Source organism: Kitasatospora sp. NPDC093679, from assembly GCF_040683455.1.
GTDB classification, from domain to species: domain Bacteria; phylum Actinomycetota; class Actinomycetes; order Streptomycetales; family Streptomycetaceae; genus Kitasatospora; species Kitasatospora arboriphila.
The window spans coordinates 24,991-40,308 of the sequence record NZ_JBFBDW010000067.1 but is presented as its reverse complement, the minus strand read 5'-3'; the positions used below and the strand labels follow the sequence as shown (position 1 = coordinate 40,308).

The following is a 15,318-nucleotide window of genomic DNA, read 5'->3' as shown; positions in this document are numbered from 1 at the left end:
GGGGGGACCCTGTGGGAGAGTAGGACGCCGCCGAACAATTCTTCTGAGAAGCCCCGCCCGGGGACCCCGGGCGGGGCTTCTCGCATTTCCGGGCCCATTCCGGACCCGACTCTCCGGCCCGCGTGTGTCGGCGGTACGACAGGTTTCTTGCAGGGCTGGAACATTCGTTGACCCGGGAACGGGCCGGCTGGAACGCTGAGAGCGTGAGCCAAGCCGAGAGCCTCGTCGGGCGCCTGCACGTCGATCTGCGACGTCATGCCAGCGCCATCTGTGCCGCCTGCCGTTGACGGGCAGGCCCGCCACCGCGCCATGACGGCGCGCCGCCTCGCCGGCCTCACCTGAGCCCCTGCCACTCCGGCGTACCCGGGCTCCGCTCTCCGACCGTTCCTCGGGCCTTCCGGCCGATGGCGGTCGTTCGTCTCGCACTCCCTGTGCCACCGCTCTCCCGTGACGGGTTCCTCCGTGCTGTCCGGCTGCCGCCGACGTCGTGGTGTTCGCGTCCCGGGGGAGGGGTGTGCCGCCCTTCCCGCAAAGGACTTCCGCCATGCCCGCCACCTCCCGTCGCCAGTTCCTCGCGCTCGCCGCCGTGGGGGTCGCCGCCGCTGCCTGCGGCAGGGCCACCGCCTCCGCCGGCTCCGGATCCGAGACGAAGAAGCTCAGGTACCAGGGCTGGGCGGGGCAGGTGACCCTGCCCGAACTCGCCGAGGACCTCGGCTACTTCGGCGATGTGAAGCTCGAATGGGTCGGCAACACCATCAGCGGCCCGCAGGACATCCAGTCCGCGGCGACCGGCCAGATCGACTTCGGCGGCGCCTTCAACGGCGCGGTCGTGAAGCTGATCGCGGCCGGTGCCCCGGTGAAGGCCGTGATCAGCTACTACGGCGTCGACGAGGCCGCGTACAACGGCTTCTACGTGCTGCAGGACAGCCCGATCCGTTCCGCTCGCGACCTGCTCGGCAAGAAGGTCGGGATGAACACCCTGGGGGCGCACAGCGAGGCCATCCTCGACATCTACCTGCAGCGCAACGGGCTCTCGCCGGCGGAGATCGCCAAGGTCGAGCCGATCGTGGTGCCGCCGGTCAACACCGAGCAGTCGGTACGACAGAAGCAGATCGAGGTCGGGGTGCTGGGCGGGGTGCTGCGGGACAAGGCCCTGGCGGCGGGCGGCATCCGCCCGCTGTTCAGCGACTACGACCTGCTGGGCCGGTTCAGCGCGGGGACGTACGTCGTCACCAACCGCTTCCTCAAGCAGAACCCGACCACCGCGCGGACCTTCGTCACCGGTGTGGCCAAGGCGATCGAGTGGACCAGGACCACGCCGCGGGAGGAGGTCATCGCCCGCAGCGTCGAGATCGTGAAGAAGCGCGGACGCAACGAGGACACCGCGGCCCTGAAGTACTGGAAGTCCGCGGGCGTGGCGGAGACCGGCGGCCGGATCACCGACGACGAGTTCAAGATCTGGATCGACTGGCTGGTCGAGCACGGCGACATCAAGGCCGGCCAGGTGAAGCCCACCGACCTCTACACCAACGAGTTCAACGGCTACCCCGCGGCCGCGGCGACGGCCGCGAGCCCCTCCCCGAGCAGGAGTTGAGCGATGAGCGCCGACATCTCCTTCCGTTCCGTCAGCAAGGTGTTCCAGGTCCGCGGCGGGGGCGACTTCACCGCCGTGGACCGGGTGGACCTCGACATCGCGGCCGGTGAGTTCGCCGTGCTCGTGGGGCCGAGCGGTTGCGGCAAGTCCACCCTGCTCGACCTGCTGGGCGGGCTCACCGCACCCACCTCCGGCGAGATCCTGCTGAACGGTCGCCCGGTGACCGGGCCCGGGCCCGACCGCTCCACCGTCTTCCAGCAGTACGCGCTGTTGCCCTGGCGCACGGCCCAGGGCAACGTCGAGTTCGGCCTGGAGTCGATCGGCGTGCCGAGACGCCGACGCGCCGCCCGGGCACGGGAGTACCTCGCGCTGGTGGGCCTCACCGGCTTCGAGGACAGGCACCCGCACGAGCTGTCCGGCGGCATGAAGCAGCGGGTGGCGATCGCCCGCAGTCTCGCCTACGACCCCGAAGTGCTGCTGATGGACGAGCCGTTCGCGGCGCTCGACGCCCAGACCCGTGAGTCGCTGCAGGACGAGCTGCGGCGGATCTGGCAGCAGACCGGGAAGACCGTCCTGTTCATCACCCACGGCATCGAGGAGGCGGTCTACCTCGGCGGGCGGGTGGCCGTGCTCACCTCCCGCCCGGGCCGGGTCAAGCAGGTCGTCCCGATCGACCTCGGCGACCGGAGCGCCGCCCAGGACCTGCGCTCCAGCCCGGAGTTCGCCCGCTACCGGCACGAGATCTGGAGCCTGCTGCACGACGAGGTCAGCCGCGCCCAGCAGTTGGAGAGAGAGGTCAGCGCCGCATGAGCACCGACGTCCGCCCGTCCGCCCCGCCCGTCCTCACCAAGCCCAAGCCCAAGCCCGACTTCGGGGCGCCGGCCGCCGAAGCCACGGCCGTTCCGCCCCGGGAGGGTGCCCGTGCCGCGCGCCGCCGCTCCAGGCTGCCCCGTCTGCTGCTGGCCGGCCTCGGCAAGACCGTCGCGATCGCCGCCCTGCTCGCCGTGTGGGAGGCGGCCCCGCGGCTGAACCTCGTCGACCCGACCTTCCTGCCGCCGTTCAGCCAGGTCGTCGACGCCTGGTTCGGCCTCTTGGACAGCGGCCAGCTCGCGACCAACACCCAGGCGAGCCTGACCCGTTCGCTGAGCGGCTTCGGCCTCGCCGTCGCCCTCGGCGTGCCGCTCGGCCTGCTGATCGGCTGGTACCGGCCGGTCGCCAACCTGCTCAGTCCGCTGCTCGAACTCTTCCGCAACACCGCCGCGTTGGCGCTGCTGCCGGTGTTCGTGCTGATCCTCGGGATCGGGGAGACCTCCAAGATCTCCATCGTGCTCTACGCGTGCATCTGGCCCGTGCTGCTGAACACCATCAGCGCCGTCCGCACCGTCGACCCGACCCTGCTGAGGCTCGCCCGTTCACTGAACCTCTCGCCGTTCCGGCTGTTCCAGAAGGTGATCCTGCCGGCCTCCGTGCCGACCGTGTTCACCGGGATCAGGCTGGCCGGCGCGGTCTCCATCCTCGTCCTGGTCGCCGCCGAGATGGTCGGCGCCAAGGCCGGGCTCGGCTACCTGATCAACGCTTCCCAATTCAACTTCGCCATCCCGCAGATGTACGCGGGCATCGTCACCATCTCCGTGATCGGCGTGCTCTTCAACCAGCTGCTGGTCGCCCTGGAGCGCCGCTTCACCGCCTGGCGCGCACCGGTGGGGGGCTGAGGGATGGGCGAGATCCTCGAACTGAGCGCGGACGTCCTGGTGGTGGGCGGCGGCCCGGCCGCCACCTGGGCCGCCCTCGACGCGGCCCGGGCCGGCGCCGACGTCGTCCTCGCCGACAAGGGCTACTGCGGCACCAGCGGCGCGACCGCCGCCGGCGGCACCGGAGTCTGGTACGTGCAGCCCGACCCGGCCGCCCGGGAGGCCGCCATGGCGAGCCGCGAGGGCCTCGGCGGACACCTCGCCGACCGCGGCTGGATGACCCGCGTCCTCGACCGCACCTACACCAACATCAACGAACTGGCGGAGACCGGCGGATACCCCTTCCCGACGGCGCCCGACGGCCGCCAGCCGCGCAACGGACTGCAGGGCCCGGAGTACATGCGGCGGATGCGGATCAGGACCCGCCGCGCCGGGGTGCGCATCCTCGACCACAGCCCGGTCACCGAACTGCTCACCGCCGCCGACGGATCGGTCGCCGGCGCGGCCGGCCACCGGCGGCAGGCCGGGCACCCCTACCGGGTGCGGGCCGGCGCGGTCGTCCTCGCCACCGGCGGCTGCGCGTTCCTCAGCGGGGCCCTCGGCACCGACACCGACACCGGCGACGGCGCCCTCTACGCGGCCGAGGTCGGCGCCGAACTCTCCGGCATGGAGTTCTCCAACGCGTACGGCATCGCGCCCGAGCACACCTCCGTCACCAAGACCGCCTTCTACTCCTTCGCCACCTTCCACCGGGAGGACGGCAGCGTCCTGGAGGGCGCCGCCAGCCAGGGCGGCCGATCGGTCATCGCCCGCGAACTGCTCGACGCCAAGGTCTACTGCATCCTCGACCGGGCCGACCCGGCCGCCCGGCAGGCGATGCGGCTCGCCCAGCCGAACTTCTTCCTCACCTTCGACCGGCTCGGCATCGACCCGTTCACCCAGCGGTTCGCGATCACCCTGCTCGCCGAGGGCACCGTCCGCGGCACCGGCGGCATCCGGATCGCCGACGCGGACTGCCGCACCACCGTGCCCGGCCTCTACGCGGCCGGCGACGCCGCCACCCGCGAGGAGATCTGCGGCGGCTTCACCGGCGGCGGCAGCCACAACGCGGCCTGGGCGATGTCCTCGGGCAGCTGGGCCGGCACCGGCGCCGCCCGGTACGCCCTCGGGCTCGGCCGCGCCGCCCGCACCCGGCCCGTGCGGGCCGCGGGCGGAGCCGGACTGCGGCCGACCGGCAGCGGCGGCGCCGACCACCGCGAGGTGATCGCCGCCGTCCAGGGCGAAGTCCTGCCGTACGACAAGAACTACCTGCGGCACGGCGACACCCTCACCGCCTCGCTCCGGGTGCTCGACGACACCTGGCGGCAGCTGCGCGCCGGACTGCGCGGCGAGGGCCGCGACGCGATCCGCACCCGGCAGGCCGCCGCGCTCGCCGCCAACGCCCGCTGGATGTACCGCTCGGCGCTCGCCCGCACCGAGAGCCGCGGCATGGCCCGCCGACTCGACTTCCCCGACCGGGACCCCGCCCAGCACCACCGGATCGCCACCGGCGGCCTGGACGAGGTCTGGACCCGCCCCGTGAAGGAGCCCGCCGTGAAGGAGCCCGTGTGATCGAACTCGTCTCCGCCGCCCGCTGCATCGCCTGCGACAAGTGCATCAGGGTCTGTCCCACCGACGTCTTCGACCGCGGCGTGGACGGCATCCCCGTGATCGCCCGGCAGGACGACTGCCAGACCTGCTTCCACTGCGAGGCCAACTGCCCCGTCGACGCCCTGTACGTCGACCCGCGCACCCGGCCGCAGCCCGTCCCGCACGACGAGGACCACCTCGCCGACGCCGGACTGCTCGGCAGCTACCGGGCCCGGATCGGCTGGGGCCACGGCCGCACCCCCGGGGCGCTGCAGGCCATCGGCCCCGCCTTCGGGACCGCACCCATCACCTCCTGAAATCCCCGACCCGCACCACGAAGAGGAGCACACCCATGACCGCGTTCGAGCTCCACAAGGTCGGCGGCCGGATCGGCGCCGAGATCACCGGCATCGACCTCGCGCAGCCGCTCGACGAGCAGACCGTCACCGCGCTGAACGACGCCCTCGTCGCCCACAAGGCGCTGTTCTTCCGCGGACAGCACCTCGACGATCAGGGCCAGACCCGCTTCGCCGGCTACTTCGGCCCGCTCACCACCGCCCACCCGACCGTGCCCTCGCTCGACGGACAGCCCAACGTCCTCGCCGTCGACAGCGAGGACGGCGGCCGGGCCAACCAGTGGCACACCGACGTCACCTTCGTCCGCACCCCGCCCAAGGCGTCCACGCTGCGCAGCCTCGTCGTCCCGCCCTACGGCGGCAACACCCTGATCGCCGACGCCCAGGCCGCCTACCGCGACCTCCCCGAGCAGCTGCGGGAGTTCGCCGACCGGCTCTGGGCCGTTCACACCAACGACTACGACTACGCGCAGGGCAAGGAGCTCGACGACGCCGAGGCCGAGCGCCGCGCCGTCTTCACCTCCCGCACCTACCGCACCGCCCACCCCGTGGTCCGGGTCCACCCCGAGTCCGGCGAACGCGGCCTGTTCATCGGCGGGTTCGCCGAACGCATCCTCGGCCTGCCCACCGGCGCCTCGCACGACCTGCTGCGCACCCTGCAGTCGTACGTCACCCGGCCCGAGAACGTGGTGCGCTGGCGCTGGTCGGTCGGCGACGTCGTGCTCTTCGACAACCGCTCCACCCAGCACTACGCGCCGGACGACTACGACGACCTGCCGCGCCGCCTGCACCGCGTCACCGTCGCCGGCGACGTGCCGGTCGGCGTCAGCGGCGAGCCCAGCTACATCGTCGAGGGCGACGACGCCGCGCACTACACCGGCTGAGCCGGGTCACCGAGCGGCACCGCACCGGCCGCGCCGCAGGCACACCGCCCGCGGCGCGGCCGGGCGCGTTCACCTCCCCCACACCTCCGCGACCTGCGCGGCGATCCGGCGGCCCTGCGCGAGGCCGGCCGCCGCGGCCGGCGTCCGCACCGCCGGGTCCAGCGGGTTCACGCCGAACGCGGCCGCGGACGCCTCGTCCGGGGTCACCGCCAGCACCGCCGCACCGCGCGCCTCCAACGCGGCGACCTGCGCGGTCAGCGCCTCGTCCGGCAGCGGCGCCAGCACCAGCACCCGGCCGCCCTCGGCCAGGTCGGCGTTGGCCGAGCTGCGGACACCGCCGTCCACGTACCGGGAGCCGTCCACCGAGACCGGCGGCCAGATCCCCGGGACGGCGCAGCTCGCCGCCACCGCATCGACCAGGCCCACCCCGGACTCCCGGTCGATCAGCACCTCCTCGGCCGTGCCGGCGTCCACCGCCACCAGGGTGAGCGGCCACGCCGGCCAGTCGTGGCGCGGCAGCCGCCCCTCGATCACCTCGCGGCGGGCCGGTTCGGACACCGTCTCCGCGGCCAGGGCCATCTCGCAGACCGACCGGCGCAGTTCCAACGGGTCGACGGTCTCCTCGACGAGCTTCCCCCAGACCGCGGTCAAGGTGGCGACCGTGGCCGGGTCGGGGGTCAACTCGGCGTTCTGCAAAGGGGGTTCGCTCTGCCGGCGGTAGAGCTCGGTGAGCGGCAGACCGCTCGCCAGCTGACCCGCCACGGTGGAACCCGCCGACGTGCCCACTACCTGGTCCGCCGTGCCGGCCACGGCGACGCCCTCCGCCTCGAACCCGGCCAGCAACCCGGTCAGCCAGGCGATCCCCGCCAACCCGCCCCCGCCGAGCACCAATGACTTCCGGTCCGTCATCCCCGCCTCCTCGTCCGTGGGAGCGGGGCGTGGGTGCCGCGCTCCGAGAGTGCCAACGGGCCGAAGCGGGCGGGGTGTTCCGTACCGGGAGCACGCTCTGTGTCGCAGGTGGTCACACCTGAGGGGCGCGTGTGGGCATCTCCCAGCCTTTGGCTGGGAGATGCCCACACGCGCCCCTGGGTTCCTCCCCGCGCCGGGGGCGGGGTCAGGCCGCGGTGGACCAGCGGCCGGCGGGACGGTCGAGGCCGTAGTGCTCGCGGAGGGTGCGGCCGGTGTATCCCTCGCGGAAGAGGCCGCGCTTGCGGAGGATCGGCAGCACCTGCTCGACGAAGTCGGTGAGGCCGTCGGGGAGGATCGGCGGCATCACGTTGAAGCCGTCCGCGGCGCCCCGGGTGAACCAGGTCTCGATGTGGTCGGCGATCTGTTCGGGGGTGCCGACGGCGACCTGGTGGCCGCGGCCGCCGCCGAGCCGGCCGATCAGCTGCCGCAGGGTGAGTCCGTCGCGTTCGGCGAGGTCGCGGACGAGCTCGAAGCGGCTCTTGGCGCCGTTGATCTCGGTGACCGGCGGCAGCGGCGGCAGCGGGGCGTCGAGCGGGTGGTCGGTGAGGTCGACGCCGAGGACGCCGGAGAGGACGGAGACGGCGCGGGCGGGGCTGATCAGGGCGTCCAGTTCCTCGTCGAGGCGGCGGGCCTCGGCCTCGGTGGAGCCGATCACGGGCACCACGCCGGGCAGGATCTTCACCTGCTGCGGGTCGCGGCCCGCGGCGGCGGCCTGCCGCTTGAGGTCGGCGTAGAAGGACCGCCCCTCCTCCAGGGTCTGCTGCGCGGTGAACACGGCCTCGGCCCGGCGGGCGGCGAAGGCGCGGCCGCTGCCGGAGGAGCCTGCCTGGACCAGCAGCGGGTGGCCCTGCGGGCTGCGCGGGATGTTGAGCGGTCCGCGGACGCGGAAGTGGGTGCCGGTGTGGTCGATCTCGTGGACCCGGTCGGGGTCGGCGAACGCGCCGGTGGTGCGGTCGAGCAGGAGGGCGCCGTCCTCCCAGCTGTCCCAGAGCGCGGTGACGACGTCGAGGAACTCGTCGGCCCGTTCGTAGCGGAGGGCGTGCTCCTGGTTGGCGTCGCGTCCGAAGTTCTGGGCGGCGCGGTCGCCGGCCGAGGTGACGATGTTCCAGCCGGCCCGGCCACGGCTGATGTGGTCGAGCGAGGCGAACTGCCGGGCGAGGTTGTAGGGCTCGGAGAAGCCGGTGGAGACGGTGCCGATGAGCCCGATCCGTTCGGTGACCACGGCGAGCGCGGTGAGCAGGGTGAACGGTTCGAAGTGGCTGATCAGGCCCCAGCCGCCGTCCGAGCGGGCCTCGACGCCGTCGGCGAGGAAGACGGAGTCGAAGGAGGCCGCCTCGGCCTGCCGGGCGAGGTCCTGGAAGTGGCCGATGTCGGCGGCCCGCGCCGGGTCGGTCCGGGGGTGGCGCCAAGCGGCCTCGTGGTGGCCGACGCCCATGAGGAAGAGGTTGAAGTGCAGCTGGCGGTCGTTCTCGGGCATGGCGGAGGGCTCCGGCTCGGAGGAGGGGACGGGGGTCCCTGCCATCCTCCGGGCGGTCCGGCGGGCGGACAACGATTCCTCGGCCCGGCGGAATTAATGCGGCGTTGACGGCCCGTTCGCACCGGTCGGAGCCCCGGTGCGGGCCGGTCCGCACCGGGGACCTGCGGGTCAGGACGCCCGGGCGGTGCGCAGCTCCATCGGCCGCCGGTACGCGCTGTCGAGGACGCCCGCGCAGGCGGCGACGGCCAGCAGGTCCAGCCCGAAGGAGCCCGCGGCGACGAGCTGTCCGGGCTCGGGGCGGGCCCGGGCGAGCACCTGCTCGTGCAGGACGTCCGCGAGGTGCGGGGAGACGGCGAGTCCGGCCTCGCTGACCACCAGCACCTCCGGGTTGAGCACGTCCAGCAGCAGGGCCGCGGCGGGGGCGATCAGCCGCAGCCGCTCCTCGAAGAGTTCCAGGGCGTCGGGGCGTCCGGCGGCGGCACGGGTGAGCAGCAGGTCGAGGTCGGGCTGCGGGACGACGCCGAGCCGGTGCGCGCGGCGGACCAGGGCGCGGTCGGAGACGGTGGCCTGGAGGCAGCCGGTGCGGCCGCAGGGGCAGGGTTCGGTGGAGCCGGGCACCGGCAGGTGGCCGATGTCGCCGGCCCGGGAGCGCCGGCCCTGCAGGACGCCCCCGCCGGTGGCGATGGCGGCGTCGACGACGTTGCCGACGAAGAGCTGCACGAGGTCGGTGGCCTCGCGGCCGGCGCCGAAGAGGAGTTCGGCCCGGGCGAGGGCGCGGGCGTGGCCGTCGACGTGGACGGGCAGCCGGGTGACCCCGGCGAGGTGGTCGCGGACGGGCACGTCGTGCCAGCCGAGCGGGGCGTGCTCGACGACGACGCCGCGTTCGGAGTCGACCCAGCCGCCGGTGACGACGCCGACGCCGAGCAGCGAGCGTCCGGCGGCGCGGCGGGCGGTGAAGGAGGGCAGGTGGGTGCGGATCGTGCGCAGGACGGCGGTGGCGTCGCCGTGCCGGGGGAGCCGCTCGTGGGCGACGACGCGGCCGCGCAGGTCGAGCAGGGCGAAGGTGATCCACGGGACGCCGATGTGGACGCCGCAGGCGAGGTGGTGGCGGGTGTCGATGTCGAGCGGCAGCCGGGGCCGGCCGGCCCGCGGCGGGCCGTCGGCCGGGGGCAGTTCGCGCAGCAGGCCGAGGGCGGCGAGGTCGGTGGTGTGCCGGGAGACGGCGGCGGCGCTGAGGCCGGTGGCCCGGCCGAGGGCGGGGCGGGTCAGCGCGCCGCGCACCAGGACGGCGCGCAGCACCGCCCCGGCGCCGCCGCCCTCGGTGGGTTGGGGGGCTCGGCCGAACGCGGGGGAGGCGACCAGGGAGAGCATGCGGTCGATGGTCGCAGCGGGGTGTTGCACGGGCGTGGCGGCGGCGTGAAGCGGTGGCGGGTCCGGTGGCCGGCCGCAGCACGAGGGGCTGCACTGCACGGCAGCGGGCGCACGCGGGCGGCGCACGGTCGGCCGGACGCGCCGGTGGGTCGGGGCGGTGGGTCGGGGCGGTGGGTCGGAATGACGGGTCGGGGCGGCGGGTCGCACCGGCCCGCCGCGGACCGGGGCGCCCCGCGGGTGCGGCGGCCCGGTGTGACCTGCGGCCCTGCCGCGCGGGCCCCGTCACCCGGTAGCCTTTCCGACATGAGTGGTGACATCCGCAGCGACCAGCCGCAGGGCCGCTTCCGACGCATGCTCAACCGGCTGACCTCCTCCACGGAGGAACTGGAGGCCGAGGAGCTGCGCCAGGACACCGCCGAGTCGGGATGCACCCCGATCGCCAGCTGCGGGGACCGTGAGGTGGTCACCGTGGCCGGGACCCTGCGCACCGTGACGATCCGCCCGCGGGCGGGCGTGCCGGCCCTGGAGGCCGAACTCTTCGACGGCAGTGACGCGCTGGACGTGGTCTGGCTCGGCCGCCGCTCGATCGTGGGCATAGAACCGGGTCGGCGGCTCATCGCCTCCGGCCGGATCAGCCACGCACGCGGGCGCCGCGTGCTGTTCAACCCCCGCTACGAGCTGCGTCCGGTCGGACACGGGAGCGAATCAGCGTGAGCAACCTTCCCGGCGGCGAGTCCGCCGCCCGCACCGCCGACCTGCCCACCGGGATCGAGCCGGCGGTGGCGCACGACCCCGTACCGGAGCCGGGCACGGCGGCGCACGACGCGGCGGCGTCCAAGGAGGCCGCCGAGACGGTGATCAAGGCCTTCGGTGGCGTCCGCGGCATGATCGACATGACCCTGCCGGGCCTGGTCTTCATCATCGCCTTCAACGTGACGCATCAGGTCGCCCCCGCCGCGTGGTCGGCGCTCGGCCTGAGCGCGTTGTTCGTGGTCGTCCGGCTGGCGAAGCGGGAGACGATCCAGCACGCGTTCAGCGGCGTCTTCGGCGTCGCGATCGGCGCCTGGATCTCGATGAAGACCGGCAAGGCGGAGAACTTCTACCTGCCCGGCCTGCTGTACAGCGTGGGCTACTGCGTGGCGCTGGCCGTCTCCGCGCTGGTGCGCTGGCCGCTGATCGGCGTGATGCTCGGCCCGATCACCGGCGAGATGTTCACCTGGCGCACCCAGAACCCGGGCCGGCTCGCCGCGTACACCAAGGCGACCTGGGCCTGGGTGGTGATCATGGGCATCAAGCCGGTGATCCTCTTCCCGCTGTACTTCACCGGGAACGTCAACCTGCTCGGCTGGCTGAAGGTCGCGCTCGGCATCCCGCCGATGCTGCTGGCGATGTACGTGACCTGGCAGATCCTGCTGAAGGCGCCGCCGCCGATCAAGGCGCAGACGGACACGGAGTGACGAGAGGGGCCGCACCCGCCGGGTGCGGCCCCTCCGCCGTGCCTGCGCGTCCCGCTACTGGGCGCCGGAGCCCGCCGACAGCAGGTTCTCCAGCTCCTCCTCGCGCTCCTGGGCGGCGACGAACAGCAGCTCGTCGCCGGCCTCCAGGGTGTCCTGCTTGCCCGGCACCAGCACCCGGCCCTCGCGGATGATCGTGACCAGCGCGGTGTCCACCGGCCAGGGCACGTCCGCGACCCGGGTGCCGACCAGTTCGGTGTCGGCGGCGAGGGTCAGCTCGACCAGGTTGGCGTTGCCCTGGCTGAAGCGCATCAGCCGGACGAGGTCGCCGACGCTGACGGCCTCCTCGACCAGGGCCGACATCAGGCGCGGGGTGGAGACGGCGACGTCAACGCCCCACGACTCGTTGAAGAGCCACTCGTTCTTCGGGTTGTTGACCCGGGCGACCACCCGCGGCACGCCGTACTCGGTCTTCGCGAGCAGCGACACCACCAGGTTGACCTTGTCGTCGCCGGTGGCGGCGATCACCACGTGGCAGCGCTGCAGGGCGGCCTCGTCCAGCGAGGTGATCTCGCAGGCGTCGGCGAGCAGCCACTCGGCCATCGGCACGCGCTCGACCGAGATGGAGTTCGGGTTCTTGTCGATGAGGAGGACGTCGTGGCCGTTCTCCAGCAGCTCGCCCGCGATCGAGCGGCCGACCGCACCGGCCCCGGCAATGGCGACGCGCATCAGTGACCACCCTCCTCGGGGCCCTTCGCGAACGCGGCCTCGACCGCGTCCAGCTCGCTCCGGCGCAGGGTGACGTGCACCAGGTCGCCCTCCTGGACGACCATCTGCGGCTCGGGCAGCACGCCCTCGCCGAGCCGGGTGACGAACGACACCCGGACGCCCGCGGCCTCCTCCATGGCGCTCAGCCGGTGCCCGACCCAGCTCGGGGCGTAGGCGATCTCGGCGAGCTGGATGCTGCCGCTCGGGTCCTGCCACAGCGGCTCGGCGCCGCTCGGCAGCAGCCGGCGCAGCATCTGGTCGGCCGTCCAGCGGACGGTCGCCACGGTCGGGATGCCGAGCCGCTGGTAGACCTCGGCGCGGCGGGGGTCGTAGATCCGGGCGGCGACGTGCTCGACGCCGAAGTTCTCGCGGGCGACCCGCGCCGCGATGATGTTGGAGTTGTCACCGCTGGAGACGGCGGCGAAGGCGCCCGCCTCCTCGATGCCCGCCTCCCGCAGGGTGTCCTGGTCGAAGCCGACGCCCGTCACCCTCCGGCCGTTGAACCCGGCGCCGAGACGGCGGAACGCCGTCGGGTCCTGGTCCACCACGGCCACCGAGTGACCCTGTTTCTCCAGGGCTCTCGCGAGGGCCGAGCCCACGCGTCCGCAGCCCATGATGACGATGTGCACGGGACGCTACCTCACCCGGTCCGTTGGGGTCATGACCTGCGCAAACACCGTTCATCATCCTTCCGCACCCCCGCATTGCGGGGGTGGATCGTCGTCGGCGCCTTCGACCTCGGCACCACGGGCAACAGGGGTGTTGCCCGCTATCCCTTCATCCGACACGCTAGCCGGTCCGCCGAACACAGTCTCGACGGAGGGGGCACCGGTCGTCGGAGCACCTGTCGGCAGCCCCTACGATTCCTTGATGTGCCTATGCCTGCCGATCTCCCGAAACGCATCCTGATCGGGCGAGCGCTCCGCAGCGACAAGCTGGGGGAGACGCTCCTGCCCAAGCGGCTCGCGCTGCCCGTGTTCGCCTCGGACGCGCTGTCCTCCGTCGCCTACGCCCCCGAGGAGATCCTCCTCACGCTCTCCATCGCCGGGGCCTCGGCGATCCACTTCTCCTGGCAGATCGGCCTCGTCGTCGCCGTCGTGATGCTCGCGGTGGTCGCGTCGTACCGGCAGAACGTGCACGCCTACCCCAGCGGCGGCGGCGACTACGAGGTCGCCACCGTCAACCACGGCCCCAACTCCGGCCTGGTCGTGGCGAGCGCCCTGCTCGTCGACTACGTGCTGACCGTCGCCGTGTCCACCACCTCCGGCGTCGCCAACGTGGTCTCCGCCGTCCCCTCGCTGCGCGGCCACGAACTGCCGCTGTCGATCCTCGTGGTCATCCTGCTGATGGGCATGAACCTGCGCGGCGTCCGCGAGTCCGGCAGCGCCTTCGCCGTCCCCACCTACGCCTTCATGGCCGGTGTGATGGGCATGGTGGTCTGGGGTGCGATCCGCTCCGGCCTCGGCCAGACGATGAACGCCGAGAGCTCCGGCTTCCACCTGCAGGCCACCCCCGGCAACGACTCGCTGGCCGGCTTCGCGATGGTCTTCCTGCTGCTGAAGGCCTTCTCCTCCGGCTGTGCCGCGCTGACCGGTGTCGAGGCCATCTCCAACGGCGTCCCGGCCTTCCGCAAGCCCAAGAGCAAGAACGCCGCCACCACCCTGCTGATGATGGCGTCCATCGCCGTCGTGATGTTCATGGGCATCATCTGGCTGGCCCGCCTCACCCACGTGCAGATGGCCGAGGACCCGGCCGAGCAGCTCGTCGGTGCCGGCCCCGGCTACCACCAGAAGACCGCGCTGGCCCAGATCAGCGAGGCCGTGTTCTCCAACTTCACGCCCGGCTTCTACTTCGTCGCCACCGTGACCGGCCTGATCCTGGTGCTCGCCGCCAACACCGCCTTCAACGGCTTCCCGGTGCTCGGCTCGATCCTCGCCCAGGACCGCTACCTGCCCCGCCAGCTGCACACCCGCGGCGACCGCCTGGCCTTCTCCAACGGCATCATCCTGCTGGCCGGCGTGGCGATCCTGTTCATCATCGCCTTCGACGCCGACCCGACCCGGCTGATCCAGCTGTACATCGTCGGCGTCTTCGTCTCCTTCAACATGAGCCAGTCCGGCATGATCCGGCACTGGACCCGCCTGCTGCGCACCGAGACCGACCCGAAGAAGCGCTCGCACATGCAGCGCAGCCGGGCCATCAACGCCTTCGGCCTGGTGATGACCATGGCCGTGCTGATCGTCGTCCTCGCTACCAAGATCAGCCACGCCTGGATCGCCATCGCGACCATGGTCGTGCTCTTCGTGATGATGAAGGCGATCCGCCGCCACTACGAGCGGGTCTCCACCGAGCTCGTCGCCGCCGAGGAGCCAGAGGACGTCGCCCCGCCGACCCGGGTGCACGCCATCGTCCTGGTCTCCAAGCTGCACAAGCCCGCCCTGCGCGCCCTCGCCTACGCCCGGCTGGCCCGCGCGCACACCCTGGAGGCCGTCACCGTCAACGTCGACCCGGCCGACACCGAGGCGCTGCGCAAGGACTGGGACGCCCGCGGCATCGAGGTGCCGCTGAAGGTCCTCGACTCGCCGTTCCGCGAGATCACCGGCCCCGTCCTCGACTACGTCAAGAACCTGCGCCGCAGCAGCCCCCGCGACGTCGTCTCCGTCTACATCCCGGAGTACGTCGTCGGACACTGGTACGAGCACCTGCTGCACAACCAGAGCGCCCTGCGCCTCAAGGGCCGCCTGCTGTTCAAGCCCGGTGTGATGGTGACCTCCGTACCCTGGCAGTTGGAGTCCTCCGAGCGGCGCAAGCCGCAGAAGGCCTGGTCGGCGCCGGGCGCCGTCCGCCGCGGCGAGCCCCGCCACCACGGCGGCCGGCCGTTCGAGACCTCCGACACCACCCGGACCGGCAACAAGGACGGATCACCGTGACCCGCAACAACCCGCCCCGATCGGGCGGCTCGGCCGGCCGCTCCGGCCGCTCCGGCCGCTCCGGCGGCCGCCCGGGCCAGGTGGCCCACCCCAAGTGGAGCAACCGGTCCGCCCGTCCGGCGGCCACCGACCGCGAGGGCTACACCGCCCAGACCGCGCCCCGCGCCCCCCGCGAGGAGGCGCCCGCGGACGAGC

Annotated in this window: 15 protein-coding genes; 10 read left to right on the top strand and 5 right to left on the bottom strand. The window is 73.0% G+C overall.

The features are described 5' to 3' along the window. Positions 1-122: 122 nt before the first annotated feature. The 7 genes from AB0O09_RS34640 to AB0O09_RS34610 all read left to right on the top strand — a co-directional run bounded on the left by AB0O09_RS34640 (position 123) and on the right by AB0O09_RS34610 (position 6,154). Positions 123-287 carry a putative leader peptide gene (locus tag AB0O09_RS34640; RefSeq protein WP_363548834.1) on the top strand — a complete coding sequence of 55 codons (165 nt, stop codon included), beginning with the start codon at positions 123-125 and terminating at the stop codon, positions 285-287. A gap of 257 nt (positions 288-544) precedes the next feature. Beyond that, on the top strand, positions 545-1,594 hold the full coding sequence (locus tag AB0O09_RS34635) for an ABC transporter substrate-binding protein (protein ID WP_363548832.1): 1,050 nt from the start codon (positions 545-547) through the stop codon (positions 1,592-1,594). 3 nt (positions 1,595-1,597) lie between these two features. Next, positions 1,598-2,404, top strand: coding sequence for an ABC transporter ATP-binding protein (locus tag AB0O09_RS34630; RefSeq protein ID WP_363548830.1), 807 nt, complete (start codon positions 1,598-1,600; stop codon positions 2,402-2,404). Further along, positions 2,401-3,306 (top strand): ABC transporter permease, encoded by a 906-nt coding sequence (locus AB0O09_RS34625; RefSeq protein ID WP_363548828.1) that lies wholly within the window; start codon positions 2,401-2,403, stop codon positions 3,304-3,306. Before AB0O09_RS34630 ends, AB0O09_RS34625 begins: the two co-directional genes overlap by 4 nt. Before the next feature lie 3 nt (positions 3,307-3,309). Then, positions 3,310-4,896: an FAD-binding protein gene (locus AB0O09_RS34620; protein WP_363548826.1), complete on the top strand. Its 1,587-nt coding sequence runs from the start codon at positions 3,310-3,312 to the stop codon at positions 4,894-4,896. Then, positions 4,893-5,231: a ferredoxin family protein gene (locus tag AB0O09_RS34615; RefSeq protein WP_363548824.1), complete on the top strand. Its 339-nt coding sequence runs from the start codon at positions 4,893-4,895 to the stop codon at positions 5,229-5,231. The genes AB0O09_RS34620 and AB0O09_RS34615 overlap by 4 nt, the downstream gene beginning before the upstream one ends. Positions 5,232-5,266: 35 nt before the next feature. Then, on the top strand, positions 5,267-6,154 hold the full coding sequence (locus tag AB0O09_RS34610) for a TauD/TfdA family dioxygenase (protein WP_363548822.1): 888 nt from the start codon (positions 5,267-5,269) through the stop codon (positions 6,152-6,154). Positions 6,155-6,223: 69 nt separating this feature from the next. On the opposite strand, the gene AB0O09_RS34605 is transcribed toward AB0O09_RS34610, so the two are convergent. The 3 genes from AB0O09_RS34605 to AB0O09_RS34595 form a co-directional block, all read right to left on the bottom strand. Beyond that, a complete protein-coding gene (locus AB0O09_RS34605) occupies positions 6,224-7,063 on the bottom strand; it encodes a patatin-like phospholipase family protein (RefSeq protein WP_363548820.1) in 840 nt (279 codons plus the stop codon). Positions 7,064-7,268: 205 nt separating this feature from the next. Beyond that, entirely contained in the window at positions 7,269-8,600 is a 1,332-nt protein-coding gene (locus AB0O09_RS34600) for an LLM class flavin-dependent oxidoreductase (RefSeq protein WP_363548839.1), read from the bottom strand. Positions 8,601-8,768: 168 nt separating this feature from the next. Further along, positions 8,769-9,971 carry an ROK family transcriptional regulator gene (locus AB0O09_RS34595; RefSeq protein ID WP_363548818.1) on the bottom strand — a complete coding sequence of 401 codons (1,203 nt, stop codon included), beginning with the start codon at positions 9,969-9,971 and terminating at the stop codon, positions 8,769-8,771. Positions 9,972-10,274: 303 nt separating this feature from the next. On the opposite strand from AB0O09_RS34595, the gene AB0O09_RS34590 reads away from it, so the two are divergent. Then, entirely contained in the window at positions 10,275-10,685 is a 411-nt protein-coding gene (locus tag AB0O09_RS34590; RefSeq protein WP_095875656.1) for an OB-fold nucleic acid binding domain-containing protein, read from the top strand. Next, the gene (locus AB0O09_RS34585; protein ID WP_359979824.1) at positions 10,682-11,428 is read left to right on the top strand and encodes a DUF3159 domain-containing protein; all 747 of its coding nucleotides are present in this window, start codon (positions 10,682-10,684) and stop codon (positions 11,426-11,428) included. The genes AB0O09_RS34590 and AB0O09_RS34585 overlap by 4 nt, the downstream gene beginning before the upstream one ends. A 54-nt stretch (positions 11,429-11,482) precedes the next feature. Here the strand turns inward: AB0O09_RS34585 and AB0O09_RS34580 are convergent, their stop codons facing one another. Next, positions 11,483-12,154, bottom strand: coding sequence for a TrkA family potassium uptake protein (locus AB0O09_RS34580; protein WP_363548816.1), 672 nt, complete (start codon positions 12,152-12,154; stop codon positions 11,483-11,485). Then, a complete protein-coding gene (locus AB0O09_RS34575) occupies positions 12,154-12,822 on the bottom strand; it encodes a TrkA family potassium uptake protein (RefSeq protein WP_363548814.1) in 669 nt (222 codons plus the stop codon). Before AB0O09_RS34575 ends, AB0O09_RS34580 begins: the two co-directional genes overlap by 1 nt. A 249-nt stretch (positions 12,823-13,071) precedes the next feature. Here AB0O09_RS34575 and AB0O09_RS34570 point away from each other — a divergent pair, with 249 nt between their 5' ends. Then, positions 13,072-15,123 (top strand): APC family permease, encoded by a 2,052-nt coding sequence (locus AB0O09_RS34570; protein ID WP_344626015.1) that lies wholly within the window; start codon positions 13,072-13,074, stop codon positions 15,121-15,123. Positions 15,124-15,318: the final 195 nt, after the last annotated feature.

Excerpts from the sequence above, each read along its gene's own strand:
- AB0O09_RS34625 (WP_363548828.1), top strand. The coding sequence starts at position 2,401 with ATGAGCACCGACGTCCGCCCGTCCGCCCCGCCCGTCCTCACCAAGCCC.
- AB0O09_RS34635 (WP_363548832.1), top strand. The coding sequence starts at position 545 with ATGCCCGCCACCTCCCGTCGCCAGTTCCTCGCGCTCGCCGCCGTGGGG.
- AB0O09_RS34620 (WP_363548826.1), top strand. The coding sequence starts at position 3,310 with ATGGGCGAGATCCTCGAACTGAGCGCGGACGTCCTGGTGGTGGGCGGC.
- AB0O09_RS34605 (WP_363548820.1), bottom strand. The coding sequence starts at position 7,063 with ATGACGGACCGGAAGTCATTGGTGCTCGGCGGGGGCGGGTTGGCGGGG.
- AB0O09_RS34600 (WP_363548839.1), bottom strand. The coding sequence starts at position 8,600 with ATGCCCGAGAACGACCGCCAGCTGCACTTCAACCTCTTCCTCATGGGC.
- AB0O09_RS34580 (WP_363548816.1), bottom strand. The coding sequence starts at position 12,154 with ATGCGCGTCGCCATTGCCGGGGCCGGTGCGGTCGGCCGCTCGATCGCG.
- AB0O09_RS34570 (WP_344626015.1), top strand. The coding sequence starts at position 13,072 with ATGCCTGCCGATCTCCCGAAACGCATCCTGATCGGGCGAGCGCTCCGC.
- AB0O09_RS34595 (WP_363548818.1), bottom strand. The coding sequence starts at position 9,971 with ATGCTCTCCCTGGTCGCCTCCCCCGCGTTCGGCCGAGCCCCCCAACCC.
- AB0O09_RS34590 (WP_095875656.1), top strand. The coding sequence starts at position 10,275 with ATGAGTGGTGACATCCGCAGCGACCAGCCGCAGGGCCGCTTCCGACGC.
- AB0O09_RS34630 (WP_363548830.1), top strand. The coding sequence starts at position 1,598 with ATGAGCGCCGACATCTCCTTCCGTTCCGTCAGCAAGGTGTTCCAGGTC.
- AB0O09_RS34610 (WP_363548822.1), top strand. The coding sequence starts at position 5,267 with ATGACCGCGTTCGAGCTCCACAAGGTCGGCGGCCGGATCGGCGCCGAG.